The 24,645-nt window shown below is 54.1% G+C and carries 25 protein-coding genes; 14 read left to right on the forward strand and 11 right to left on the reverse strand.

From position 1 onward, the window contains the following. Nucleotide 1 precedes the first annotated feature (1 nt). The 3 genes from AC07N2_RS05335 to AC07N2_RS05345 all read left to right on the forward strand — a co-directional run bounded on the left by AC07N2_RS05335 (nucleotide 2) and on the right by AC07N2_RS05345 (nucleotide 3,294). Nucleotides 2–2,392 carry a DEAD/DEAH box helicase gene (locus tag AC07N2_RS05335; RefSeq protein ID WP_494777341.1) on the forward strand — a complete coding sequence of 797 codons (2,391 nt, stop codon included), beginning with the start codon at nucleotides 2–4 and terminating at the stop codon, nucleotides 2,390–2,392. A 222-nt stretch (nucleotides 2,393–2,614) separates the two neighbouring features. Further along, nucleotides 2,615–2,749: a hypothetical protein gene (locus AC07N2_RS05340; protein ID WP_494777342.1), complete on the forward strand. Its 135-nt coding sequence runs from the start codon at nucleotides 2,615–2,617 to the stop codon at nucleotides 2,747–2,749. Between the two features lie 242 nt (nucleotides 2,750–2,991). After that, on the forward strand, nucleotides 2,992–3,294 hold the full coding sequence (locus AC07N2_RS05345; RefSeq protein WP_494777343.1) for a hypothetical protein: 303 nt from the start codon (nucleotides 2,992–2,994) through the stop codon (nucleotides 3,292–3,294). 61 nt (nucleotides 3,295–3,355) lie between these two features. Here the strand turns inward: AC07N2_RS05345 and AC07N2_RS05350 are convergent, their stop codons facing one another. Next, nucleotides 3,356–3,856 carry a GNAT family N-acetyltransferase gene (locus tag AC07N2_RS05350; RefSeq protein WP_494777344.1) on the reverse strand — a complete coding sequence of 167 codons (501 nt, stop codon included), beginning with the start codon at nucleotides 3,854–3,856 and terminating at the stop codon, nucleotides 3,356–3,358. Between the two features lie 199 nt (nucleotides 3,857–4,055). After that, the gene (locus AC07N2_RS05355) at nucleotides 4,056–5,225 is read right to left on the reverse strand and encodes an MFS transporter (protein WP_494777345.1); all 1,170 of its coding nucleotides are present in this window, start codon (nucleotides 5,223–5,225) and stop codon (nucleotides 4,056–4,058) included. Between the two features lie 125 nt (nucleotides 5,226–5,350). Here AC07N2_RS05355 and AC07N2_RS05360 point away from each other — a divergent pair, with 125 nt between their 5' ends. After that, a complete protein-coding gene (locus tag AC07N2_RS05360; RefSeq protein ID WP_494777346.1) occupies nucleotides 5,351–6,097 on the forward strand; it encodes an AraC family transcriptional regulator in 747 nt (248 codons plus the stop codon). A 62-nt stretch (nucleotides 6,098–6,159) separates the two neighbouring features. On the opposite strand, the gene hpxZ (AC07N2_RS05365) is transcribed toward AC07N2_RS05360, so the two are convergent. The 4 genes from hpxZ (AC07N2_RS05365) to AC07N2_RS05380 all read right to left on the reverse strand — a co-directional run bounded on the left by hpxZ (AC07N2_RS05365) (nucleotide 6,160) and on the right by AC07N2_RS05380 (nucleotide 11,197). Continuing rightward, complete coding sequence (gene hpxZ, locus AC07N2_RS05365; protein ID WP_494777347.1) at nucleotides 6,160–6,543, reverse strand: oxalurate catabolism protein HpxZ; 384 nt, start codon at nucleotides 6,541–6,543, stop codon at nucleotides 6,160–6,162. Between the two features lie 24 nt (nucleotides 6,544–6,567). Further along, on the reverse strand, nucleotides 6,568–9,066 hold the full coding sequence (locus AC07N2_RS05370) for a branched-chain amino acid ABC transporter ATP-binding protein/permease (RefSeq protein ID WP_494777348.1): 2,499 nt from the start codon (nucleotides 9,064–9,066) through the stop codon (nucleotides 6,568–6,570). Beyond that, nucleotides 9,063–9,938, reverse strand: coding sequence for a branched-chain amino acid ABC transporter permease (locus AC07N2_RS05375; protein ID WP_494777349.1), 876 nt, complete (start codon nucleotides 9,936–9,938; stop codon nucleotides 9,063–9,065). The genes AC07N2_RS05370 and AC07N2_RS05375 overlap by 4 nt, the downstream gene beginning before the upstream one ends. A gap of 74 nt (nucleotides 9,939–10,012) precedes the next feature. Next, nucleotides 10,013–11,197, reverse strand: a complete 1,185-nt coding sequence (locus AC07N2_RS05380; RefSeq protein ID WP_494777350.1) for an ABC transporter substrate-binding protein — start codon at nucleotides 11,195–11,197, stop codon at nucleotides 10,013–10,015. Nucleotides 11,198–11,382: 185 nt separating this feature from the next. Here AC07N2_RS05380 and AC07N2_RS05385 point away from each other — a divergent pair, with 185 nt between their 5' ends. The 4 genes from AC07N2_RS05385 to AC07N2_RS05400 are packed head-to-tail and all read left to right on the forward strand — an operon-like array spanning nucleotide 11,383 to nucleotide 14,765. After that, the gene (locus AC07N2_RS05385; RefSeq protein ID WP_494777351.1) at nucleotides 11,383–11,820 is read left to right on the forward strand and encodes a nuclear transport factor 2-like protein; all 438 of its coding nucleotides are present in this window, start codon (nucleotides 11,383–11,385) and stop codon (nucleotides 11,818–11,820) included. Next, nucleotides 11,817–12,764, forward strand: a complete 948-nt coding sequence (locus AC07N2_RS05390; protein WP_494777352.1) for a polysaccharide deacetylase family protein — start codon at nucleotides 11,817–11,819, stop codon at nucleotides 12,762–12,764. Before AC07N2_RS05385 ends, AC07N2_RS05390 begins: the two co-directional genes overlap by 4 nt. A 14-nt stretch (nucleotides 12,765–12,778) precedes the next feature. Beyond that, a complete protein-coding gene (locus tag AC07N2_RS05395) occupies nucleotides 12,779–14,005 on the forward strand; it encodes an amidase (protein ID WP_494777353.1) in 1,227 nt (408 codons plus the stop codon). A gap of 31 nt (nucleotides 14,006–14,036) precedes the next feature. After that, nucleotides 14,037–14,765, forward strand: a complete 729-nt coding sequence (locus AC07N2_RS05400) for a GntR family transcriptional regulator (RefSeq protein ID WP_494777354.1) — start codon at nucleotides 14,037–14,039, stop codon at nucleotides 14,763–14,765. Nucleotides 14,766–14,784: 19 nt separating this feature from the next. On the opposite strand, the gene AC07N2_RS05405 is transcribed toward AC07N2_RS05400, so the two are convergent. After that, the gene (locus AC07N2_RS05405) at nucleotides 14,785–15,081 is read right to left on the reverse strand and encodes a hypothetical protein (protein ID WP_494777355.1); all 297 of its coding nucleotides are present in this window, start codon (nucleotides 15,079–15,081) and stop codon (nucleotides 14,785–14,787) included. 281 nt (nucleotides 15,082–15,362) lie between these two features. Here AC07N2_RS05405 and AC07N2_RS05410 point away from each other — a divergent pair, with 281 nt between their 5' ends. The 5 genes from AC07N2_RS05410 to AC07N2_RS05430 are packed head-to-tail and all read left to right on the forward strand — an operon-like array spanning nucleotide 15,363 to nucleotide 19,883. Continuing rightward, on the forward strand, nucleotides 15,363–16,574 hold the full coding sequence (locus AC07N2_RS05410; RefSeq protein WP_494777356.1) for an amino acid ABC transporter substrate-binding protein: 1,212 nt from the start codon (nucleotides 15,363–15,365) through the stop codon (nucleotides 16,572–16,574). A 12-nt stretch (nucleotides 16,575–16,586) separates the two neighbouring features. Beyond that, nucleotides 16,587–17,450: a branched-chain amino acid ABC transporter permease gene (locus tag AC07N2_RS05415; protein WP_494777357.1), complete on the forward strand. Its 864-nt coding sequence runs from the start codon at nucleotides 16,587–16,589 to the stop codon at nucleotides 17,448–17,450. Then, a complete protein-coding gene (locus AC07N2_RS05420; protein WP_076592984.1) occupies nucleotides 17,447–18,394 on the forward strand; it encodes a branched-chain amino acid ABC transporter permease in 948 nt (315 codons plus the stop codon). The genes AC07N2_RS05415 and AC07N2_RS05420 overlap by 4 nt, the downstream gene beginning before the upstream one ends. Further along, complete coding sequence (locus AC07N2_RS05425) at nucleotides 18,391–19,125, forward strand: ABC transporter ATP-binding protein (RefSeq protein WP_494777358.1); 735 nt, start codon at nucleotides 18,391–18,393, stop codon at nucleotides 19,123–19,125. The genes AC07N2_RS05420 and AC07N2_RS05425 overlap by 4 nt, the downstream gene beginning before the upstream one ends. Next, a complete protein-coding gene (locus tag AC07N2_RS05430; RefSeq protein WP_494777359.1) occupies nucleotides 19,122–19,883 on the forward strand; it encodes an ABC transporter ATP-binding protein in 762 nt (253 codons plus the stop codon). Before AC07N2_RS05425 ends, AC07N2_RS05430 begins: the two co-directional genes overlap by 4 nt. Before the next feature lie 23 nt (nucleotides 19,884–19,906). On the opposite strand, the gene AC07N2_RS05435 is transcribed toward AC07N2_RS05430, so the two are convergent. Genes AC07N2_RS05435 through AC07N2_RS05450 form a run of 4 tightly spaced genes read right to left on the reverse strand, consistent with a single transcriptional unit; the run spans nucleotide 19,907 to nucleotide 23,916 of the window. Continuing rightward, complete coding sequence (locus AC07N2_RS05435) at nucleotides 19,907–21,046, reverse strand: oxamate carbamoyltransferase subunit AllG family protein (protein ID WP_494777360.1); 1,140 nt, start codon at nucleotides 21,044–21,046, stop codon at nucleotides 19,907–19,909. A 19-nt stretch (nucleotides 21,047–21,065) separates the two neighbouring features. Beyond that, nucleotides 21,066–22,274, reverse strand: a complete 1,209-nt coding sequence (locus AC07N2_RS05440) for an amidase (protein WP_494777361.1) — start codon at nucleotides 22,272–22,274, stop codon at nucleotides 21,066–21,068. Next, nucleotides 22,271–22,651 carry an oxalurate catabolism protein HpxZ gene (gene hpxZ / locus AC07N2_RS05445; RefSeq protein WP_494778121.1) on the reverse strand — a complete coding sequence of 127 codons (381 nt, stop codon included), beginning with the start codon at nucleotides 22,649–22,651 and terminating at the stop codon, nucleotides 22,271–22,273. Before hpxZ (AC07N2_RS05445) ends, AC07N2_RS05440 begins: the two co-directional genes overlap by 4 nt. Further along, a complete protein-coding gene (locus AC07N2_RS05450; protein ID WP_494777362.1) occupies nucleotides 22,651–23,916 on the reverse strand; it encodes an amidohydrolase/deacetylase family metallohydrolase in 1,266 nt (421 codons plus the stop codon). The genes hpxZ (AC07N2_RS05445) and AC07N2_RS05450 overlap by 1 nt, the downstream gene beginning before the upstream one ends. A gap of 181 nt (nucleotides 23,917–24,097) precedes the next feature. Here AC07N2_RS05450 and AC07N2_RS05455 point away from each other — a divergent pair, with 181 nt between their 5' ends. Further along, the gene (locus AC07N2_RS05455) at nucleotides 24,098–24,613 is read left to right on the forward strand and encodes a MarR family winged helix-turn-helix transcriptional regulator (protein WP_157889164.1); all 516 of its coding nucleotides are present in this window, start codon (nucleotides 24,098–24,100) and stop codon (nucleotides 24,611–24,613) included. Nucleotides 24,614–24,645: the final 32 nt, after the last annotated feature.

Raw genomic sequence — 24,645 nt, forward strand, 5'->3', positions numbered from 1 at the left:
TATGTCTGAAGCATCCTTCCCCCTATTTGCTGACCTTAACCTGAGCGAGCCTATCCTGCGCGTGCTGCAGGAATTGGGTTATGAGTCGCCGTCGCCGATTCAGGCAGCCACGATCCCGCTGCTGATGAATAACCGCGACGTGCTTGGGCAAGCGCAAACCGGTACCGGTAAAACAGCGGCTTTCGCTTTGCCGATCTTGGCGCGTATTGATATCAAACAGACCACGCCGCAAGCCTTGGTGCTGGCACCTACGCGTGAACTGGCGATCCAGGTGGCGGAGGCTTTTCAGCGTTATGCGACTTATATTCCCGGTTTTCATGTGTTGCCGATTTATGGTGGCCAGAGCTATGGCTCGCAACTGAGCGCATTGCGCCGTGGCGTGCATGTGGTTGTCGGTACGCCAGGTCGCGTGATCGATCATCTGGAAAAAGGCTCGCTCGATCTGTCGAAGATCAAGACGATGGTGCTGGATGAAGCCGATGAGATGCTGCGCATGGGCTTTATCGATGATGTGGAAACCATCCTGCAAAAAACACCGGAATCGCGTCAGACCGCATTGTTCTCCGCGACCATGCCTTCCGCGATCAAGCGTATCGCCACGACTTACTTGCGCGACCCTGATCTGATTACTGTCGCTGCCAAAACCGGCACTGCTGACAATATCCGTCAGCGTTACTGGCTGGTCAGCGGCATGCAGAAGCTGGAAGCGCTCACGCGTATTCTGGAAGCGGAAACTTTCGATGGCATGATCATCTTCGCGCGTACCAAGTTGGGTACCGAAGAATTGGCGAGCAAATTGCAGGCGCGCGGTTTCTCCGCTGCGGCAATTAACGGCGATATTCAACAGCAACAACGCGAGCGCACGATTCAGCAACTGAAGGATGGCAAGATCGACATTCTGGTTGCGACCGACGTTGCCGCGCGCGGTCTGGACGTTGAGCGCATCAGCCATGTTATCAATTACGACGTACCGCACGATCCGGAAAGCTATACCCATCGTATCGGTCGTACCGGCCGTGCTGGCCGTAGCGGTGAAGCGATTCTGTTTATCGCGCCGCGTGAACGCAATTTGTTGAAGGCGATTGAGCGCGCTACGCGTCAGCCTATCTCTGTGCTGGAATTGCCTAGCGTGGAAGCGGTCAACGATGTGCGTATCTCCAAGTTTAAGGAACAGATTGCAGAAACCATCGCAGCTGGTGGTTTGGATGTATTCCATTCGCTGATCGAAGATTACGAGCGCGAACACAATGTACCTGCAGTGGAAATCGCTGCCGCACTGGCAAAAATGGCGCGCGGCGATGTGCCGCTGCTGATCGATAAAAACAAGCCAGCACCACGTGAATCGTGGGGCAGCGACAAGCCGGTATCCGGCGGTCGCTTTGAACGCTCAGAACGTTTTGAGCGGAATGACCGACCAGAGCGTTCGGAAAGATTTGAGCGTCCTGAACGTAGCGAGCGCTCGGCTGCGCCACGCAAGGAGCGCGTCCCGCGTGCGCCGGATGAAGGCATGCAAACCTTCCGCATCGAAGTCGGCCATGCGCACGGCGTCAAGCCGGGCAACATCGTCGGCGCGATTGCGAATGAAGCGAACCTTGATTCCAAGTACATCGGTCGCATCGAAATCTACGACGATTACAGCACGCTCGATTTGCCTGAGAGTCTGTCGCCGGAACAATTCAATCACCTCAAAGCGGTGTGGGTGGCTGGACAACAATTGAATATTAGCCGCGATGGCGAAGCTGCATCATTCGCGCCAGCACCGAAGGCTGCGCCGAGAAAAGAAGCTTCGTTCGACAAGCCTGTGCGTAAGGACAAAGATTTTTCTGAAAGCAAAGAACGTCCGGCACGTGCTGAACGACCAGCGCCGGCAGCTGCAGCACCAGCTCCGAAAGAACATTTTGAGAGTGATGTGCCAGCGGTGAAAGAGCCGGGCGCGCAAAAGAAAGAACGCACTGCACAGAAAAAAGCAGGCGCGGTTGAGATGGAGGCTTTCCGTATCGAAGTTGGTCATACGCACGGCATCAAGCCAGCCAACATCGTCGGTGCCATCGCGAATGAAGCGGGACTCGAAGCCAAATATATCGGTCGCATCGAGATCTTTGATAACTACAGCTTGCTGGATCTGCCTGCCGGCATGCCGACAGAAGTATTCGACCAACTGAAGACGGTCGCGATAGGTCAGCACAAGTTGCGCATCAGCCATTCCGGTGTGCGTCCAACGGAGGAGCCGTCTCTCGACAAGCGCGTCACTCTGGCTGCTCCGAACAAAGGCGGCGACCGTCGCGTAGCGGAAAAAGCGCGCAATACCAAAGCGCCATCGAAAAGAACAGCTGGCGCGCCTAGCCGTCCTTTTGATCCGACCAAGCCTAAGGTGAAGTTGAATCGCAAGTGATGATCTGAGTAATGACTTCTAATCGCTTGCGTTTGATCGCAGGTGCACAGAGTTAAAAAGAGGACGATACATTTCGTCCTCTTTTTTTTGTCCTTGTCTTTGTGGCTGCATGTTCGTGCTGTTCTGTTGCTGATTTGATGCAATCTGCTGGTGCCATCTTCAAAAGTGCCACCGCGCCCAAACCTGCGCTATTATCGGGAATCGGCAATCGATTGCGAGGTAATGATGAACGCCTTACTTTACGCTTTGTTCTGTATCATCCTGCCGCTCTGGCTGTTCGCGGGTTTGTATCTCGGTGTGGAAATCGCCGACGACCTGAAGAAACGCTATCTCAACAAGATCAACAAAATAAAATGAGCGCTCTCCGCCGATAGTTGGCGCTCACATCAGTGGAGCCATTCCGCGTGATTGCAACTTCTTCCTTGCATCCTTGATAACGTCCGGATGTCTTATCTTGCAGTGATGCTGACGATGCTTATTGAGTCAGTGACGTGAACGCCTGTTTCCACCTCCATCGACTTGTTTCATCACCGTGGCATGCATAGTTCGCAAGTGCGGCAGGCATAGTCTGTATAGTGCGTGATCGACTCAAGGTATTCATGAAAAAAATCACCGTCACTTTATTACTGAGCATTTCTTCCGCGTTCGCACATGCTGACGCCAACATGGATAGACAATCTTATTGCGCCAGCTACGGTGCAATGTTCACATCCATCGCCGCATGGCGCGATCAAGGCGCAAAGCCTGAACATACGCTCGATATGATCATTGGCGTCAAAGGGATACCGTTACAGGTGAAGAAGGATGCAATACAGACGGTTTATTTTGATAAAGCTTATGCAAATTCCAGAGGCAAGGAATTCGGCCATCAAGTACGCTTGAGTTGTCTAGCCGAGAAGTGAGTGAGAGATGCTGCGACGATGTGTGCTCTTGCTGATCGTCGCAGATAAAAGCTTGAATGCTTTATCCGATATAGGATAAAACCGCAAAGTCACCGCCATTGAATTGAAATTCCCCAACCTCGCGCATGCCCATGCGTGCATGTGCGCGTATCGATGCTTCGTTATCGCGCCGTATAAAGAGTATGCCTTCGCGCCCTGATTCCAGGCGGCGCAATTCCGCAAACATGGCTTGCGCCAAGCCCTTGCCGCGTTCATTTGCATCTACGCAGATCGGGCCATATACATAAGCATTCGTCGATCCCTGGTATACCGCAAACATCGCTTTGACTATCGCCAGATCGGCATTCATCTCGCGCGTGGTCGTCATCAGAAATCCGACCACTTTCCCATTACGACGCGCAACGATCAGCGGCATATCGTCCATCATCGCCGCCACGCGTGGTCGTGAAAGATTGGCGGACAAGGTACCGCCTTGCTCTATTTGATTGGCGGCTTGCAGTTTGAGTATGCCGTCTAGATCAGCTGCGTCGGCCTTGCTGATGGTGCCGAGGTTTACGGTCATTAGGTTTGTCTCCGACAAGGACAATCTATTCATGTTTTTGCCAGCCTAGTCTATGTGCTACTCATGTTGCAAGCGGTTGCGATGCGTCTTTCTATTTGCGTCGAGATCAGCGCTTAAACAAAAAGGGTTACGTTTGCACATAACCCTTTTGAATCAGAGTGCGACGGATTTACAGTCCGTCGCTCAATTCAATGCCGGCTTAAGCATTCGATCGTTCTTCATTTGGAAAAGCAATCGCCGCAACGATGATCAACACACACAGCGCGCCCAATGCCTGCAACATCAGCGTGAAGCCGCCGCGTTCATGCAGCATCGCAACCAATCCGACCGAAGCGCCCGCTGCGGTAAATCCCAGGAAGTAACGTACCGAGTAGGCGCGTGAGCGCCATTCGTCGCTGGTGTACTTGCCTATCATTGCGTCGTTGACGGTGATCTGGCCGAAGATGCCGATGATGATGCCAATGCAGACCAGAACCAGCGGGATGCCGGACAAGGATGCGCCGAGGAAAAGTAGCGGTGCAAGTATCAGAGCCAATGGCAGGAACAAGGTTTTGAGCGAATGCTTGTCGAGTAAATGTCCGATCGCATATTGCGCAAATGCACCGAACACATAGGTACCCGCAGCGATGACACCGATCAGCGCGGTATTGCTGGTCAGGTCGGACAAGCGTTCCGTGAACAGCTTGGGCAATGCCACTGTGAGTGCATTGAACGTGGTGGAGCTGGCAATGATGGTGATGATGAGTGCGACGATCACACGCCACATGGCATCTTTTGATACGCGTGCCGTCGTCGTACTGGCGGCCTTGCGACTGCCGCGCGCTTCGTGTTTGACCTTGCTCGCGAAGAGGATGCCAGCGACTACTGCAGCGAAGCCCGGCAACACAAACGCCCAGCGCCAGCCTATGTATTGGCAGACTACGCCCGTGATGAGTGCCGACAATGCAACGCCGAGATTGCCCCACACACCATTGACGCCGACTTCACGACCGAGCTTGTCGGCATGCGCAACCAGCATGGCGGTGCCGACCGGATGATAGATCGCAGCGAACAGACCGACGGCCAGCAAGGCGATGCTCAATTGTTGTGGCGACTGTGTCAAACCAACGGACATCATGGCCAGACCAATGCCGATAAAAAAGATCACCATCATGTGCCGCCGACTCCAGCGATCACCCAGCCATCCGGTCAGTAGCGAACCCGCGCCGAAAGCGATAAAGCCGGGCGTCGCATAAGGCAGCAAGTCGGCATAAGACATGCCGAAGACTGGTGCCATGACGATGACCGCTGCGGCGAAGACCAGCATCGCGTAGTGATCGATGAAGTGAGCGATGTTCATGTAGAGGATGACGGTGCGGGGATTGTTCATTGTTAACAGGCCTTATCCTTTCTAAAAAAGTCTAGCTAGGTTAATCTGACTGTTCATCGACGGGGCGACAACTAACATCGCTTACACGCCAATTCTTCGGTGCTTTTTGAGCTTGAGAGGAAGAAATGATAGTTGGGGCTACTGCTTATGCACGCGGCACGCACCTGGGTTTGCACGTGCATCGCGAGGCGCAATTGCTGTTTGCATCCAGCGGCATCATGCAAGTGACGACACCCAAAGGTCGCTGGCTGGTGCCGCCGGCGCGCGCGGTTTGGTTGCCGCCGGGGATAGAGCACGCGGTCGATGTGCTGGCCGATATTCAAATGCGTGCCTTGCTGGTGCCTGCGGATTGGTTGGCCACACATCCAGAAGCGCCACGATTGAATCGAGAATTCGTCGTTGCCGTCGGCCCTTTGCTGCGTGAAACGATACTCGCCGCGTTCAAGCAAGGCTCGCATCCCAAGCGTATTGATTTATTGGTAGAGCTAGCCTTGTTTGAACTCGCGGAGGATGAAGACGCGGCGACCTTCATGCCTTTGCCAACTGATGCACGCGCGCGACGCGTGGCCGAAATGATACTTGCCGATCCAGCCAACGATCGCGAACTGGAAATTCTTGCGCACACTGCCGGCGCATCAGCGCGCACAATCACGCGACTGTTTCCGGCGGAAACCAATTTGACGTTCAAGGAGTGGCGACAACGTGCACGCATCATGGCTGCAGTGGAAGCCTTGGGGCGTGGCGGCATGTCGATCAAACAGATATCGGCGCAGCTGGGATTCAGTAGCGTTGCTGCCTTCGGTCATGCGTTTCGACAGATCATGGGAATGACGCCGAGTGAGATGATGCGGAGATCAGGTGCTAAGGATTAGGTGGTGAAAAAATGGCACCGAAGCTGAGCGCAATCGGTGCCATTGAAGAAAATTTTTGTAGTCTATGCAGACATCAAGGACACATGCGCCGCCACGATGCGCCAGCCTTGCGGTAGACGCAGCCAGGTGTGACTCTGGCGGCCAACGCGTGCTTCACCTTTGCGGGTGAACTCGGTATTGGCAGTGGCGTAGTCGCGACCGTAAGTCGTGATGACGGTGTTGACCAGGTCGCGCTCCAGTCCTTTGGATGGACGCGCAAGGCGAAATGCCTGGATCGCGTCGTAGCCCAGCAAATTTTCTCCAACGCCGTAGCGCAGCGTGTGCGGACTGTTCCAGAACAGTTCATCGAGTACGGCGACATCATTGCCGGTTAGCGCTGCTTCATAACGCATGAATGCAGCCGTCACTTCGGCAACGACTTCCGGCAAATTGATTTCGTGTTCCATCTTGCTAGTCCCTTTTTATATTCATTAGTGTCCGCCAAGATAAGCCTTGGCCAATCCATCATTGCTGGCGATTTCTGCTGCCGTTCCTTGTGCCGCAACGCGGCCGCCTTCGATTACATAAGCACGGTCGGCCAGTGCCAGTGCGAGAGCGGCCATTTGATCCACCAGCAATATCGTCATGTTCTCCGCACGTAGTCTATCCAATGCAGCAAACAATTCGGCGATTATCTTGGGTGCCAGACCAAGCGATGGTTCATCCAGCAGCAGAATACGTGGACGCGACATCAGTCCACGCGCCACTGCCAGCATCTGTTGCTCGCCGCCGGAAAGCAGACCGGCGCGTTGATGCAAGCGCTCGCGCAATCTAGGAAAGCGTGTCAGCATTTCTTCGACGCGCGTGTTCATATCTTGCGGATACAGGAAGGCACCCAGTCGAATGTTATCCAATACCGACAAATCTTTAAATACTTGTCGTCCTTCCGGCACCAGTACCAAACCTTTGGCGACGATGGCATCTGCCGACAACTTGCTTAGCTCTGTGCCTTCGAAGTGAATGCCACCGCTGACTGGTCTATGCAAGCCGGCGAGGGCGCGCATCAAGGTTGATTTGCCGGCACCGTTGGCACCGAGTAACGCCACCATTTCGCCGCGTTTGACCTGGATGTTGATGCCTTGCAGCACCGGTTCTGCGCCGTAGCCGGTTACCAGATCGCCGACGCCGAGGACTTCTTCTCCTTTAACTTCTCTGTGCTCGCGCTTGGAAATGTCGTTGCTATCCATATTGGCGTCGCCCAGATAAGCCTGACGCACGGCAGGATCGTTCTGGATATCGGTTGGTGTTCCTACCGCCAATCGTTTGCCGGCATCCAGCACCACGATCTGGTCGCAGATATCCATCACCAACGTCATATCGTGTTCGACCACGACGACACTGATGCCTGCTGCCGCTATGCGTCGCAACAGCGCGGCAAGTTGTACTTTGTCTTCGGTCGAGAGGCCAGCTGCCGGTTCATCCAGCAACAGAACATCCGGATCGGTAGCGAGTGCGCGTGCGATTTCGACCAAGCGTCTATCGACATGCGCGAGATCTGCCGCGGGCGTATCGGTCGCGCCGAAGTAGCCGCAGTAAGCCAGCAACTGTTGACTCAGATTGCGCACGCCGGATGCATTGAAGCGTGTCGTGTCGAGCAGGTGTCCCAGCTTGCCGCGACTTGTCGCCAGCGCCACATTGTCCTCGACGCTGAGCGTGCCGAATAACTCTGAAGTTTGATACGTGCGTGCAATACCTTTTCGGGCAATTACGTAAGCATTTTTACCCTGCAAGGCTGCGCCATCCAGACTGAAGCCACCCTTGGTCGGTTGGTAGAAACCGCTGAGCATATTCAGCGCGGTGGTTTTACCCGCACCGTTCGGACCAATCAAGCCGGTGATGGCTGCAGGTTTGACTTCAAAACTCAGATCGGTGACCGCGCGCACGCCGCCGAATACCATGCTGAGTGCATCGGTGCGCAGTGTGCGACGCGGACGGGAGGTGAGTGCCATGTCCGCTGCATTTGCATGACTCGCAGAAGTTTGTTTTTGTGTGCGACGTGGTTTGCCGAGTTGACGCAATGCGCCGACTACGCCATCCGGCGCGACCCACAGCACCAGCAGCAACAATGTGCCGAAGAACAGCAAACGATATTCTGCCAAGCCAGACAACAACTCAGGCAGCAGACCGACGATCAGTGCACCGACTAGTGGCCCGGCAACGGAACCGGCACCGCCGACAACTACGATCAATACGAACAAAATCGATTGCATGAAGCCGAAACTATCTGGCGTGACGAATGCAGATAAAGGTGCGAACAATCCGCCAGCCAATCCGGCCAGCATGGCCGAGACAACAAACGCAGCCGTCTTGATCGTGAGTGGATTGAGGCCGATGGATTCTGCTGCAGTTTCACTATCCTTTACTGCACGCATGGCTGCGCCCCAGGTACCGTGTGCAAGACAGGAAAAGGCAATGAAGAGAACGGCTGCAGTGACTAATGCAAGTAATGCGATACCGGTTTCACCAGCGACGAGGCCGCCAAAGCTGGGCGCTGCAATACCCATGATGCCGTTCTGTCCGCCAGTCAGTCCGCGCATTTCCACTATGCCGTGCTGTACGATAAAGCTGAACGCGATGGTGATCATCGCCAGATACGGACCTTTGACACGCAATGCCGGCAAGGCGAGCAACAAGCCGAAGACACCGGATATCACTGCAGCGACCGGCCATGCGAGCCAGAAACTCCAACCCATGCTGGTCGTCAATATGGCGACCGCATAAGCACCGATGGCATAGAAGCCGACATGGCCGAACGAGACTTGTCCGGTGAGGCCGAGCAAGACATTCAAGCCGATACCGACGATCGCCGTCAGTGCGATGCTGGCCAGCACGAAGACATAGTAGCCATTCAGTCCAAGAGCAAGACCGCAGGCCGCGGCAAGAAAGACCAGAGTGAGCGCAAGCTGCGATGGAAAAGAAAATTGCTTCATACTTTTTTAACCTCGTTTTGCCCAAACAGGCCGTTGGGCCGCACAGCCAGTACCACGATGACCAGCGCGAATGTAATGATCTGGGTGTAACCGGAACCCAGCGACGAAGTCACCAGCGCTTCGACGATGCCGAACAACAAACCAGCCAGCATCACACCCCATGCGCTGGTGATGCCGCCGAGGATGGCAACGGCAAATGCCTTTAGGCCGAACAGCGTGCCCATATCGGCATTCACGTTAAACAGTGGTGCGATCAAGATGCCGGCAACGCCGGCGAGTAAAGCGGAGAGTGCAAATGCGGCGGCGATGGTGCGCTTGATCGGTATACCCATCAGTTGCGCGGCCTGACGATTCTGTACTACCGCCAGCATCGCAATACCCCAACGCGTGCGGCGCGAGATCGTGTGCAGCAATGCTGCCAAGGCCAATCCCAATACAGGAATCAGTAATTGCAGCGGATAGACGCCCAGACCAATGCCGCCGATTTCTATCGGCGTCATGGCCAGGTCGGAAGGCAGACTGCGTGGTTCTTTGCCAAATGTATGCATCACCAGATTATCGAGAACGATGCCGAGTGCGACGGTGGACATCAGCCAGGCATTGGAGCCGCGGCTGGCAAACGGACGCACCGCCAGCAACTCCACCAGCAAGCCATAAGCTGCACACAAGGCCAGTGCCAACACGATGGACAGCCACATCGGCAAGCCCAGGGTTTGCGTAAAACAAAAGCACAGTACTGCACCCAGCATCATCGAACTGCCTTGCGCAAAATTGACTGTGCCGGACACGGCGTATGTGATGTAGAAGCCCAATGCCAGCAAGCCGTACATGCTTCCCAAACCGATACCGCTAATCAGTGCTGATAACAACATTTGTCATTCTCCGAGTCGTGCCATCTGCAAAGCGAGCAGACATCAAGTGATGTACTGCTGCCTTGCGTATGTATTTATTTCGCCAAGCCGACAGGCAGGATGCGGTTGTCGATGAATTGCGCCCACACATAATCGTTCTCGTTGAGTGCGTCATGGTTGGTCGGGCTGTATGGCTTGGTGTAGGTTTTGATCAAGCCTTCGTAACGGTCGATGCTCTCGAGTCCTTCACGAATTGCTTCTCTATCGCTGGAACCTTTTTTGGTGATTGCCAGTGCGACCAGTTGCATGCCGTCATACGCATTCGCTACGCCGACTGCTGGTGTGATGTCGTCCGGGCCTTTGATATTTGGATATTTGGCTTTGAGCGCATTGATGACTTTTTCACCCACTGGTGATTGCTTGCCGAAGAAGCTGTAGGTTTGTACGAAGTGCACATTCTTTGCATTCGGACCTGCCAGTTCAGTGAAGCGTCCACCAGCCGGACCCCAGTGTGAAACGACCGGCACTTTCCAGCCCATGCGATCCAGCGATTTGACGACTTGTGCGGATGGTCCGACATTGCCGACCATATAAAGCGTGTCGGCACCGGCGGCTTTCAAGCGATTGAGTTGCGGTACGACGTCGATGTCGCTGCCTTCGAATTTTTCAATACCGACTGGCTTGGTGCCTTTTTCAGCGAGTGCTGCGACCAAACCTTTTTCATTGGATTCGCCCCAAGGGTTGTTGATCAGGATCAAACCTGCCTTGCTGGATTTGAAGGTTTTTTGCGCATATTGCACCATCGCTTTGTCGACAATCTCATCCACTGCGGATACGCGGAATACGTAATTCGGGCTTGCGCCATTCTTGGTAATGCCGGTGCCTGCAGCCCACGGACCCATGAACGGTACTTTTTCCTGATTCACCAAGGGCACCATCGCCATCGATACCGGCGTGTCCAGTCCACCGAAGATCACGGAGACTTTTTCCTTGTAGATCAGTTCGCGTGCAGCGATCACGCCTTTGGCCGGATTGCCTTCGTCATCGCGACGTACCAGCTCGATCTTGCGTCCTCCCAACAGACCGCCTTTGGCATTGATCTCGTCGATAGCCACGCTGAGCCCGCGTGCAATTGCTTCGCCTGCTTGCGCTGATTGTCCCGACAAAGCGGTGACCAGACCGATCTTGATTGGGTCGGCGGCGAATGCGGTCGGTATGAAAGCGCTGCATGCAACTAGCGTGCAGGCGGCGGCGAAAGTGCGGCGAGTAAATCTAATCATGATGGTTCCTCTCGGTGAGATTAAGGAAATGGAATGCCCGGCACGACTTATGCAAGGTGCATGCCATCGCAACAAAATGATGTTCATTTCATTGGCAATTTATCGACTGTATTGCCGACAATTTGCAGAAAAAGCGATTTGATCTGTTTAAGCAGCGCACAAGAACTGTGCGAACACTGGAGAAAATGATGCAACACGCACCACTAGGCAGCACGCAAGCACAGCCCAACGAGGCAGCAGCAGTTGTAGATGAATATCTGCGCCTGCTGATGATTCCGAATCCCGAAGCCGCGCGTCGTTTGACGACACCTGATTTGGTGATTCGCTTTACCGGCGGACGATTGATGCAGGAGCCAGCAGAATGTGCGCGCTTCAATGCCGCGCGTTATAGCTGGGTCAAGAAACGTATCGAGAGCACGGAAGTCGTTGTCGGCGGATCGCCGCAGCACACGATTGTTTACAGCTACGGGACTTTGTATGGTGCGTGGCCAGACGGCAGCACATTTGAAGGCAACCGTTATGTGGATCGCTATGTCGTGCGCGATGGTTTGATCGTGCAAATGGATGTCTGGAACGACAGCGCGGAATGGTTGCTGGTGCGCGCAGGTTTGGCGGTGCTATGACGACGCGCGATTCCACCATCATGAATGCGTTTGCGCCATTAAATACGCACCAGCGTTTTCCCTATTCGGCGATCACGCAGCGACCACAGTATCGCTGGCCGAACGGTGCGGGCTTGGCTGTCTATATAGGTTTCAATATTGAACACTTTGCTTTCGGCGAAGGCATGGGTGCAAAACTAGGCCCGGCTTGCCCGGAACCAGATGTATTGAATTACGCCTGGCGCGAATACGGTAATCGGGTCGGCGCATGGCGCTGTCTGGAATTGTTTGATGCGCTTGGCTTGCCGGCCGGCGTGCTGGCGAATACCGCTCTTTATGATCACTGCCCGGAATTGATCGCTGCCTTTGTTGCGAGAGGTGATGAACTGATAGGACACGGACATACGAATGCGCGGCAGCAGGGCACGTTACCTGAACAGGAAGAACGCTTGCTGCTGGAACATTGTCGCGAACGCATGCTGGCTGAAAGCGGTAGCGCGCCAGCCGGCTGGTTGTCACCGTGGATTTCAGAAAGTCTGGTGACGCCGGATCTGTTGGCAGAAGCCGGTTATCGCTACACCTTGAACTGGTGTCATGACGATCAACCGATACGAATGACGACGCGCAGTGGCAAGTCGCTGTGGTCACTGCCGTATCCGCAAGAGGTGAATGACATCCCGATGATCATTGCGCGCCAAATGGACGGCAAGGATTTCGCGCAACTGATTGTCGACAACTTCGATGAAATGCTGGAGCAATCCAGGCATCAACCTCTAGTCATGGGCATCGCGCTGCATCCTTATCTGGTTGGTCAGCCATATCGTCTGCGCCATTTGCGCGCGGCACTGACGCATCTCACGCGCGCTCGAGATCAAGTCTGGTTTACCACGCCGGGCGCGATCTGCGACTACGTCGATACCCTGGACGTACTCAAAACCAACGAACAACTTATTCAACATATATAGAGCGGAGCATTTGCATGAACTTAAATACTGACGCCATCAAGGCTGATGCCAACTTCCCGATTCTAGACACCATAGGTGCATGGGTGCCGCATGGTCGCTTCGTCGTTAATGGTGCGTCGAGCGGACCGCTGGCGGGTTTGACTTTCGCCGCCAAGGATCTGTTCGATGTGGCTGGTCATCCCACTGGTGCTGGCAATCCAACTTGGCTGGCCACGCATCAGATCCCAAGCAAGAGCAGTCCCATCATTGAAGCATTGTTGAATTCTGGTGCGACCTTGATGGGCAAGACATTGACCGATGAATTGGCGTACAGCATCAACGGTGACAATGCGCATTACGGCACACCGCTGAATACCTTGGCGATAGGACGCGTGCCGGGCGGCTCGTCCAGCGGATCGGCGGCGGCAGTGGCTGCGCGCCTTTGTGATTTTGCGTTAGGCACCGATACCGGCGGTTCGACGCGCGTACCGGCCAGTTATTGCGGCTTGTGGGGTTTGCGCACTACGCACGGTTTGTTGCCGAGTGCAGGCATGGTGCCGCTGAATCCGAGCTTCGATACGCCGACTTGGTTGGCACATGATGCAGATACTTTCATGCGCGTCGCCGATGTGTTGTTGCCGGAATCACCGACATCCAATTTCCGCCGCGCGATGTTGTTCGATGATGTGCTGGCGCAGGCCGATGATGTGTTTCATGAAAAGGCTGAACAAGTCTACGCTGCACTGGGACAAAATCTGGAGACATTCCGTACACGGGTGACAACAAACGGAACCAGCGAAGAACTGGACGAGTGGCGTTTAACATACATTAGCGCATCGGCACGTGAAGCCTGGCAAGTGCATGGCGAGTGGATAGAAAAACATCAACCCATCTTCGGTGCCGCAGTCGCTGCGCGTTGGGATATGGCGCGCAATACCAGCCAAGTTGCTGCTGATGCTGCGGTTGCCAGACAGGCAAAAATCCGTGCATCTATCAGAGATATGCTGGGTACCGACGGTGTGGCAGTGATTCCATCTGCAGCCGGTGTTGCGCCACTGCTGACGGCTTCCGGCGCGGAGGTAGATAATCTGCGTAGCCGTACCTTCCGTATTACCTGCGTTGCCGGTCTGGCCGGATTGCCGCAAGTCAGCTTGCCATTCAACTCTGCATCTGGCTTGCCGATAGGAATATCGTTGATAGGATCGGCTGGCAGCGATCGTGCTTTGATAAAGCTTGCGGTGGCACTATGGCAGCAGTTATAACAACAATCTTGTGAGAAACGACGAGCAAAAGATGGCGAAATCACCTGCCCCAATTCCGGGCATAGTTGCAGAAGCTGATCGTACGGATAGCGGCGATGCGCTGGTACTCCGTATTTATCAAACGGTATTTGACAGCGTCATGGGTCAACGCCTGAAGCCCGGCACCAAGTTGCCGGAAGCAGCGCTATGCGAATTGTTCAATGTCGGTAGAACGACAATTCAAAAAGCACTGCAAAAGCTGGCGCATGACCATATCGTCGAACTGCGTCCGAATCGTGGGGCGGTGGTGGCGATGCCAACCAAGGAAGAAACGCGACAGATTTTTGAAGCACGTCGCGCACTGGAAACAGCGATGCTTCCGCTCGCCGTGAAAAACGCGACCAAGGCAGACATCGCTAAGTTGCGTGGCATGCTGGATGAAGAGCACAAAGTCATGCACACCTACAAGCAGGTGGATTGGGCGCGATTGGCGTCCAACTTTCATTTGCGCGTTGCCGAGTTGTCGCACAACCCTTTGTTGCAACGCTATCTAAGCGAACTAGTATCGCGTTGCTCGCTGATTGTGGCATTGCACGAACCGGGCGGTCACGCATCCTGCGAACATGACGAACATACATTGATCGTTGAATGCATAGAGCGTGGCGATGTTGAGGGTGCGACGCAAGCGATGCAGGCGCATCTCTTGGTGCTGGAAGAACGCATAGAACTGATGAATGAAAAATCGGAAAACAGTTTGGCGCGTATGCTGGGAATGAACTAAGACGAAATCTCTTCTTGGTTTATTTTTTCGGTGTGGTGCCGAGGGACTCTGCTGCCATCTTTTTCTGCGTTGTACGAACCAGGGTTTGCACTGCATTGAGCAGATCGCCTTTTGTCGTCGCATCTTCTATAACGATTCCGTAACGTTCAGCTTCATCCTTGTGTTGCTGATCGGCGGCCTCATCCTGGTCTTCTCGCACCGTCATTGACTGCCTGATCGCATATTCCAGATTTGTTAAGCGCTCGACTAAATCAGCATGATTAGTCTGATTAACATTTTCCACGATGTGTACTTCCCATAGAAATAACTGAGGCATGATTTTACCAATGTCATCACCAAGTGATGATCGCGATTTTGAGTGACGGTTTCTTGTAATTAGGAACTAAAACTACTGGAAGCGTTCTTACTCAAATAGATGGCGTCATCATTTATGTATTTCTGGCAACTTAAAGCGAGGATGCATCAGTGTGCGCATAGTGTTTGGTTTGCCATCTCAGGCAGCTTGTGCAAGCTGTATTGACGGATGAGGTAGGTAGGAATAGTCTGATTTTCCTTGCAGTGTGAAGTGTCTGAATTGCATAAGAAAGAGGTAACCCCATGTTACTCACATCTTTTCGTTTATTCTCAGCGCTACTGATTTCCTTACTCTTCGCGACTCCCGTCACTGCCTTGGCGCAGGATGTGGTGCTCGGCGCATCGGTACAGCTGACTGGACCGGTTGCCAATACCGGACGTTACTACCGCGATGCTTATCAACTCGCGATCGACAAAATCAATGCAGCAGGCGGTGTCAAAATCGCCGGTCAGCAACATCGACTAGCTCTGAAGCTGTATGACAATCAGTCCGACGTCAATCTGAGTGTGCGCCAGTACACGCAATTGATCACACAGGACAAAGTCAATCTTCTACTCGGACCATTCGCCAGCAATTTCGCACTGGCCGATTCTGCCGTATCGGAAAAATATAAAGTGCCTATGGTGCAGGGTGGCGGCGCTTCCGATCAGATCTTCACGCGGCAATTCAAATACATATTCGGCACACTGGCACCCGCCAGTAATTACTTCGGCAGCACGATAGACATGTTGAGAGCGCTGAAGCCAGTGCCGAAAACCGTGGCGCTGCTGTATGCCGATGATGCTTTCGATGTATCGGTGGCGGAGGGCACGCGGCCGAAGCTGAAACAGGCCGGTTTTAATATAGTGATGGATGAACGCTACAGCACGAATGCCACGGATTTCAATTCACTGTTGTCACAAATTAAAAGCAAAAATGTTGAAGTTGTTTTGGTTGCCGGACACGAAACTGAAATCCTGAATTTCGTACGACAAGCCAAGAGTCTGGCTGTGGCACCGAAGATCTACTCATTTACAGTCGGTGTACCTAGTGAAGACTTCCGCAAGGCACTCGGCGCAGATGCTGATTACGCATTCGGCATGACAGCGTGGTTGCCATCGGCATCGCTTAAAGATCGCTGGTTTGGTGATGCTGAAAAATTCGCAAAAGAGTACAAAGCCAAATATGGTTACGACCCTGATTACCATGCAGCGTCTGGTGTCGCTGATGTAGAAGCACTGGTACAGGCGATGGAAGATGCCAACAGCATGGATCCGCAGAAAGTGCGTGATGCACTCGCGAAGGTGAAGTTCGATAGCCTGTATGGCCCGATTGCCTTCAATCAAAATGGACAGATAGATTTGCCGCAGGTAGTCATTCAAGTTCAGGGCAATGAGCTGGTCGAAGTCTACAACGCGAAAGGTTTCGTCAAGCAACCGAAATATCCGATGCCGGCCTGGAATGCGCGTAAGTAAGGGCGGCCTGCCATGGACCTGCTCGCGCAAATCCTCGTCAACGGGGTACTGTTAGGCGGACTGTATGCTGTGATGGCGCTTGGTCTGGCGCTGGTGTGGGGTGTGCTGAATATCGTTAATTTGGCACACGGCGCATTCATCATGCTGGGCGCTTACGCTTCCTGGTATCTCTACACTTATCTGCATATCGATCCATTCGTCGGCTTGCCACTCACGGCATTGATCATGTTCGGGTTCGGCTATGTATTGCAACGTGGTCTGTTGAATCTGGTTATACGCGCGCCGATGTTCAACACCTTGCTGATCACCTTCGGGCTGGAAGTCGTGTTGACCTATCTGGCGCAAATCATGTTCTCGGCAGATTTCCGCACTATCAATCCTAGCTATGCCGGTAACAGTCTGCAATGGGGACCGGTTGTGGTGCCAGTGGTGCGTCTGGCCGCTTTTGGCGCTGCGATTATATTGACGGTGGGCATGTGGCTGTTCTTGCTGCATACGCGGCTCGGACTGGCGATACGTGCTACTGCGCAAAACCTGCTGGCGGCGCGACTGTATGGCGTCGAGCCACGCCATCTATATGCGACCACGTTTGCGCTCGGCCTTGCCTTGGCTGGCGCTGCCGGCGGATTGTATGGCACCGTGTCGCAGATCAATCCATATATCGGTGCGACGCTGACTGCCAAATCATTTGCGATTGCGATTATCGGTGGTCTCGACAATCCGCTTGGGGTATTGGTTGGTGGTTTGTTTCTGGGGATCGTGGAATCGTTGACTGCGCTTTACATAGGTCCTACTTATTCCGATGTCGCCAGTTTCGGCATTTTGGTGCTGGTGCTGATACTGCGTCCTAGCGGTTTGTTGGGGAGAGCCGCGTGAAAGGATTACGCATAGGGCTGATCCTGGTGGCACTGGTGATTCTGGCCGGCGTGCCTTGGTACGGTTCAGATGTGTTGGTGCAGTTTGGCATCAACGCCTTGTTGCTGGCGGTATTGGCACAAGGCTGGAACATCATCGGCGGCTATGCCGGTTACGCCTCGTTCGGCAATTCCGTGTTCTTCGGTCTGGGTAGTTATGGCGTGGCGATTGCGATGGTGCAATGGCATCTACCGTTCGGCGTTGGCATGGTGTTTGGTGTGGTGCTGGCGGTGATCTTTGCGGTACTGCTGGGTTTGCCGGTGCTGCGTTTACGTGGCCACTATTTCGCGATTGCGACGTTGGCTTTGTCGCAGGTGATGACGGCTATCGTCTCCAATATCGGTGTGGCTGGCCAGAATATCGGTCTGGTGTTACCGCCGCTGAATAACGATCCCTTGTTTTACGAATTGTCGCTAGGTTTGCTGGTGGTCGCGACCTTGACGATATTCTGGCTGACGCGCAGTCGCTTCGGCTTTGGCTTGATCGCAATACGTGAAAACGAAGAAGGTGCCGCCGTGATGGGTGTCAACACCACTTTGTACAAAGTATTAGCATTCGCGCTGTCTGGTGTATTCAGTGCGCTGGCTGGCGGCATACATACTTACTGGATCACCTTCCTCGATCCGGTGAGCGCCTTCGACATCAGCCTCAACGTCAAGATGATCATCATGGCAGTGTTCGGTGGCGCAGGAACAATATTCGGGCCTATCGTCGGTGCCTTGTCGCTGTCTGCCATTTCAGAAATCCTATCGAGTGAAGTAACCAGCATTGCAGGTTTGTTCTTCGGCATAGTGATAGTGGTCGCGGTGGTGTTGATGCCGCGTGGTCTGGCCGACATGTTGCGCCGATTCCGCAAGGTCGGCTGGCGCTATTTCATTGAAAACATTCGATCGCATCGACTATGAGCACGCTACTGGAAGTTCGCCATGTCACCAGACGCTTTGCCGGTCTGATTGCCGTCAACGACGTTGATTTCTCCTTGGCGCAAGGTGAGATTCTGGGCTTGATTGGTCCCAACGGTGCCGGCAAGACCACGCTGGTCAGTCTGATCAGCGGCACGTTGGCCCCGAGTTCCGGCGACGTACTGTTTCAAGGTGAGTCGATTACTACGGTGCCTGCATATCGTCGGGCGCGATTAGGTATAGGTCGCACCTTTCAAATCATGCGGCCGTTTCCAGGTTTGTCGGTGCTGGACAATGTGGCAGTGGGTGCCTTGTTTGGGCGCGATGGCGGCCAAGCCAAATTGGGATTAGCGCGTGAGCAGGCGCGCGCCTGTCTCGATTTCGTCGGTTTGGGGCGCAATGTCGATCAGCGCGCAGATGAACTTGGTGGCCCGGGTCGCAAACGTTTGGAGTTGGCGAAAGCCTTGGCGATGCAGCCGAAAATCTTATTGTGTGATGAAGTGATGGCTGGCTTGAATCATGTCGAAATTGAAGAAGTGATCGAGGTCATCCGCAAGGTGCGGTCGCAAGGCATCAGCATTCTGGTAATCGAACATGTGATCAAGGCGATCAAAAGTCTGTCTGATCGTTTGCTGGTATTGCATCACGGTGAAAAAATTGCCGAAGGTACGCCGGATGTCGTGCTGTCGAATCCGGCAGTGATTCAGGCGTATTTGGGAAGGAAGCGCGTATGAGCAGCGTGCTGCAAGATGGATTGCAAGAGCCGCGCGCTATGCAGCCTCGCGCGCCCTTGCTGAAAGTGGCAGGACTGTCCGCCGGCTATGGCGAAATGCCGGTGCTGCATGACATTGCCCTGGAAATTTATCCGGCAGAAATGGTTGCTCTGGTTGGTAGCAATGGTGCTGGCAAGACGACCTTGCTGCGCGCGCTGTCACGCATGCTGTCCTGTAGCGGCAGTATTCAGTTGAATGGACATGAGCTGGTGAACATGACGCCGGATCAGGTGTTTTCTCTCGGTTTGGTGCAAGTGCCGGAAGGACGTCAGTTATTTGATCGCATGTCGGTGCAAGATAATCTGTTGATGGGGAGTTACAAGCGGCGCGATAAGGCGGAGTTGATGCGTGATCTGGAGCGCATGTACACCTTGTTCCCGCGTTTGGCAGAAAGGCGACGGCAACTGGCCGGCAATATGTCGGGTGGCGAACAGCAGATGTGTGCGATGGCGCGTGCCTTGATGGCCAAGCCGATGTTGATGATGATAGACGAAATGAGTCTGGGCCTGGCGCCGGTCGTGGTGGATCAGCTGATGGAGATATTGGCGGCGATACAGCAAGACGGCGTGACCGTGTTACTGGTTGAGCAGGATGTACAACTCGCCTTGTCTGGAGCCGATCGCGGCTACGTGATGGAAACCGGTCGTATCGTGCATGAAGGTTTGGCCAAAGTACTGATCGATGATCCAGCGGTACAGCGCGCTTATTTGGGCGTTTGACTGTACCGCTGTCACAAGACGTTTCAGGACTCAGCGCATGAGTACCTTAAAGTGACTTCACTCGGATCTGCAAACAACTGCGTAGGCACTTTGAAAACACCGCGCCCGATCAGGCCTATCTCTGCGGCTTGATCGAGAATGGCGAGGTTGACCATGGGCGAGCAATCTCTGCCCAGTATATTTTTTAAATCCACCATTCCGCTGCGGGCATTCAATACCTGGCTTCGATGCGCGTGCAGATCGCTGGGTAAAAATTCTTTCCAGTCGTTTGCCAGAGTCGGCACGTAAGCCAGTGCCTGTGCGCCCAATCCGCAGAAATCGATGACGGCGCTGTCGCCTATCGCACCAAGCGCCACCGTTTTTTCATATCCCTTGAATCGCGTGCCTTGAGGTGGCGTCGCGGCGATAGTCTGCCAACCATCTGTATCGCGCAGACGATAACCGAAAACCTGTCCATTGCCGCCTGCAGCCACGATGTGTCCGGTCTGTTCCAGACGCAATGCGCATGCTGCCATCAGTATCGGCAGCACGAAGCCCGGATTGGCCAGTATGACCTGGCGATCCTTGGCGTCTAGTGCATGGAGCTGTGCTGTCAGCGCAACATTGGCGCGCGCTGTGAGTGCATGACATTCTTCCCCACCGAGCAAGGCGTAGTGTATCGGCGTGGATAAGGTGATGGCCTGGTGTTTCACTATCGGCTTTAATACATGCATGCCAAATTGTGAAAGTAGCTGCAAGTGCGCACGTGAACTGGCACTCGGTTTGCCAAAACGCAGGGCAGGCGCAGTGCCTTCAACCATAGGCGCATAACGCGTTGCGCCCTTGTTCTTGACGACGAATAGCGGCATCGAGGCAGACACTACTTGCGCCAATGGCGTGACGACTCCGTGATCCTGCGCAGGCATTAGTCTGACCTTGCCCTGATCAAGTAATTGCGCTGCTGCTTCATGATGTTCTGCCAGTCCTTCAAACAACAAGGCTTCCATCGCAGCTTGTTTGATCGATGCAGGCATTTCACCTACCAGCGGCGGACCGGCATGCAGCAGTACATCGGCGGGCAAATCAGGTAGCGCCTGGGAGCGCAACACAACATCCGTCCAGAGTATGTCGTGAAAGCGGTTTGCGATCAGTGCGATTTCATCGTCGAGACTGGCTGTGTTCATGCTTGTTCTCCGTGAGTGATCAATTCGTGATGTGCGTATGTAACTTACGCGCTGCGTGCAGAACGATTTCATCGCAACCGCGACCACCGATGATGGATAGGCCAACTGGTGCGCCATTGATCTGGATCCACGGCATGCTGAGTTGCGGCAGGCCCACCAGTCCGGCAATGCAGAGAAACTGTTGTGAACGCATGCGTATATCGTTGACCTGCGCGCTGTCTGCAGTGAGTAGCGGAGCTGGTGTGGGCACGGTTGGAATGACGATGACCTTGTGCTGGTCATCAAGAATCTGGTTCAGTGCGCTGATGGCCGCGATTCTGATTTCCTGCGCCGCGCGCACTTGCGCTGTCGTCACGCTGGCAGCAATGTCGAAGCGCTGACGGATATCGAGACCCAATTCATTTGCATGTTGCGTAACCCACAGGCCATGTTCCATCCACGCTTCGGATGCTTGCAGTATGCGGAAGGCTGCAGCCCAAGCGGTCAGATCCAATGCGCTTGTTACTGCGACAAAATCTGTTTGTTGGTTTTTCAGCGCACTAAAGGCATTGAGTACGGCGGGATCCAGCAAGCTGTTGATGCCATCGTCGTTGAGAGTCAAAAATGTCGCTGGCATGCTGGTGGCATCTGCATGTGCCAAGGCGCAGAAGGTTTGCTCAAGGTGTTCCAGCGTATTGGCAAACCAACCGACCGTATCAAAGCTGTGCGCAAGTGTGAGACAACCATGTCCGGACAGGCGGCCATGCGTAGGTCGCATACCCCATACGCCGCAATAGCTTGCCGGCAATCGGATCGAGCCGCCGCAATCTGTGCCCAGTGCGATATCAGCCAGGCCGGCAGCGACGGCTGCTACCGAACCGGATGATGAACCACCCGGTAGACGATCCGGACTGGCCGGATTGCGTGGCACACCGTAATGCGCGTTGATGCCGGCCAGGCTGTAGGTGAGTTCGTCGGTCAGCGTTTTGCCCACGAAGGTGGCACCGTCAGACAAGAGCCGCTCTACTGCTGCGGCATGTTTTTTTGCCACGGGATTGCCGGACAGCCAGACCGGATTACCTGCGCCGGTGCGCGTGCCGGCGATGTCGAATACATCCTTGACTGCAAAGCGCAGGTTTTTCAACTTGTTGCCCAGCGGACGATGCGCTTGCAAAGAATGGCCAAAGGCTTCAGCCAGAAAAGCGCCGCCGGTATTCGGTTGTAACTGATTGCTCAATGGCGTGTTCATTTTCTTTCCATCCAACTCACGTGCGCGGCGACGACATGCCAGCCATCGGGAAATTTCACCCAGGTTTGGGTTTGTCTGCCGATGCGCGATTCACCTGCCTTGGTAAAAGTGATGTTGGCGACAGCGCAATCCGTACCGAAGGTAGTGATGTGTCGGCTGGTGACGGTGCGTGCCAGATTGGCGGATGGGCGCTGCAAGCGAAATGCTTGTATCGCATCAAAGCCGACCAGATTTTCGCCGGCACCATAACGCAAGGTGGCAGCGTTGTTCCAGAACAGCTCGTCGAGCTTGGTCACATCATTGCCTACCAGCGCTTGCTCGTAGGCGTCGAAGACCTGTTCAACTTCTTGCAGGGTGGGAGGCTGATTGATTTTCATCATGCAGCCTTGGCGACCGGAAGTATGGTGGCAGTTGCATCGAAACGTTCGCCATTGCGATAACAGAACGCAGGATGCAACATGCGCTCGGTAATGACTTGCGTGCCTTCATTGTCATGCATCGCCCAACGTCCGCGCAGGTCTTCGAGCACGCTGACGTCTGCCACGCTGCCGACCTTGAGCGTGCCGATTTCGCCTTCCATACCTGCCAGCTTGGCGGCATTGCTGGTTGCCATCGCGACGACATGATTGAGTGGAATGCCGAGTGCCAGCATGCTGCTCATGGCAGATACCAGGCTGAAGCGTTCATTGCCCTTGAAGATATGCACGCTTTCATCCGGATGCCAGGATGGTGTGCCGGGTGGTGGTGGCACGATGGTGTTGTAGCCATGCATGTCGGCACCCAAGGTATCTGGCATGACGCCGGCGTCCAATACGATGCGCGCAGTTTTGAAGCTGAAGTGCGAACCATGACCTACGTCGATTTTCAGGCCGCGTGCAATTGCTTCCTTGACCATCGGATGGAGCTTGCCATTGAGCTCAACGAAGCCGCCCGGGTGACGACTGAATGGATGTGCCAGGACGTCACCTGGTTTGAGCATGTCGACCACTTGATTGAAAATATTGTCGGGATTGACGGGTGATCCGCCGTCTTCCGGTTTCGGCCAGAGTTGGCCGAAGTGTATATAGACAGGTAGCGCTGCCTCGCGTCCGATCTGTGCGGCGATGCGCATGACATCCACGCCCCAGCGCGCAAAACCACCAATTTCCGCGTGTGCCTTCAGACCGCACACAATATCGCGGTTCTTTTTGGCGGCGGTAACAGTCGCCTCTACGTTCAGGCAATCCGGGCGATAGAGTTCAGGATAGTAATGTCCTTCCAGACCGCCCACCAGATACGCCGACATATATGACAGCACACGTGTCTTCGAAGGTTCGATTACGTATTGGCGGAAACCGGGCAGGGTGATGCAGCTGGCGCCGCCCTGATCAACCAAGGTTGTCACGCCGGAATACACGCCACACATATCGGCATTGAGGCCGAAACGGCCAGTGACACCTTGATAAACATGGCCATGTGTATCGATCAGACCAGGCAATACCAGCTTGTCACGACAGTCGACGATGGTCGTATTGCTATCTGGTGGTGTGATGTCACGGTCTACTGCGGCGATGGTGCCATCCTTGATCAATACATCAAAAATACCGTCACGATTGGCTGCTGGATCGATGACGCGGCCACCTTTGAGAATAATATGATTCATGGCTATCCTTCCTGGTTGAGATAATATGTGGTGCACCTCATATTCTATGCTAACTTTAAATAAATGTGGTGCACCACATTTATAATCTATTTATATTATTGGCTCTAAAGCGGATTCACATATACTTCTGGTTTGCGGCAGACCGGATTCCATCCAGTTCTTTTATATACCTTGACCATCCATGAACATGATTGAAGAAGCAGCTTTTCCCTTTCTGACGAGTGAAATGGAGTCAGTACAGGCACGATCCCTGTTACTGACACGTCCTGGATTCCTGATTCGTCGGTTACATCAGATCCACAGCGCATTGTTCATGGAAGAGACTGAGGAATACAACATCACGCCGGTGCAATACAGTCTACTGACGGCGCTGGAAGAGTATGGCGAGTTGGATCAGAACTCACTCGCGCACCATATCGGTCTGGAACGCACCAGCGTGGCGGAAGTATTGCCGCGCCTGGAGCAACGAGAGTTGATCGCGCGTAGCCAGTCTGAGCACGACAAGCGCGTCAAATACGTCAAGCTATCCCGCAAGGGGCGTGCGCTGGTCAAAAAAATGCGTCCTGCCGTACAGAAGGCACATGACCGCACTATCGAAAATCTTTCGCCGGAAGAGCGCCAGCTGTTCATTCTTCTGATGGTGAGGTTGGTCGATTCCGAGGCCACAGATCGCGTGCCTTTACTCAAAGCGCGCTAAAACTTTTCTTTCCTTTTTAAATTTCGCCGCAT

Source organism: Herminiimonas sp. GW821-FHT09C12 (genome assembly GCF_059416385.1).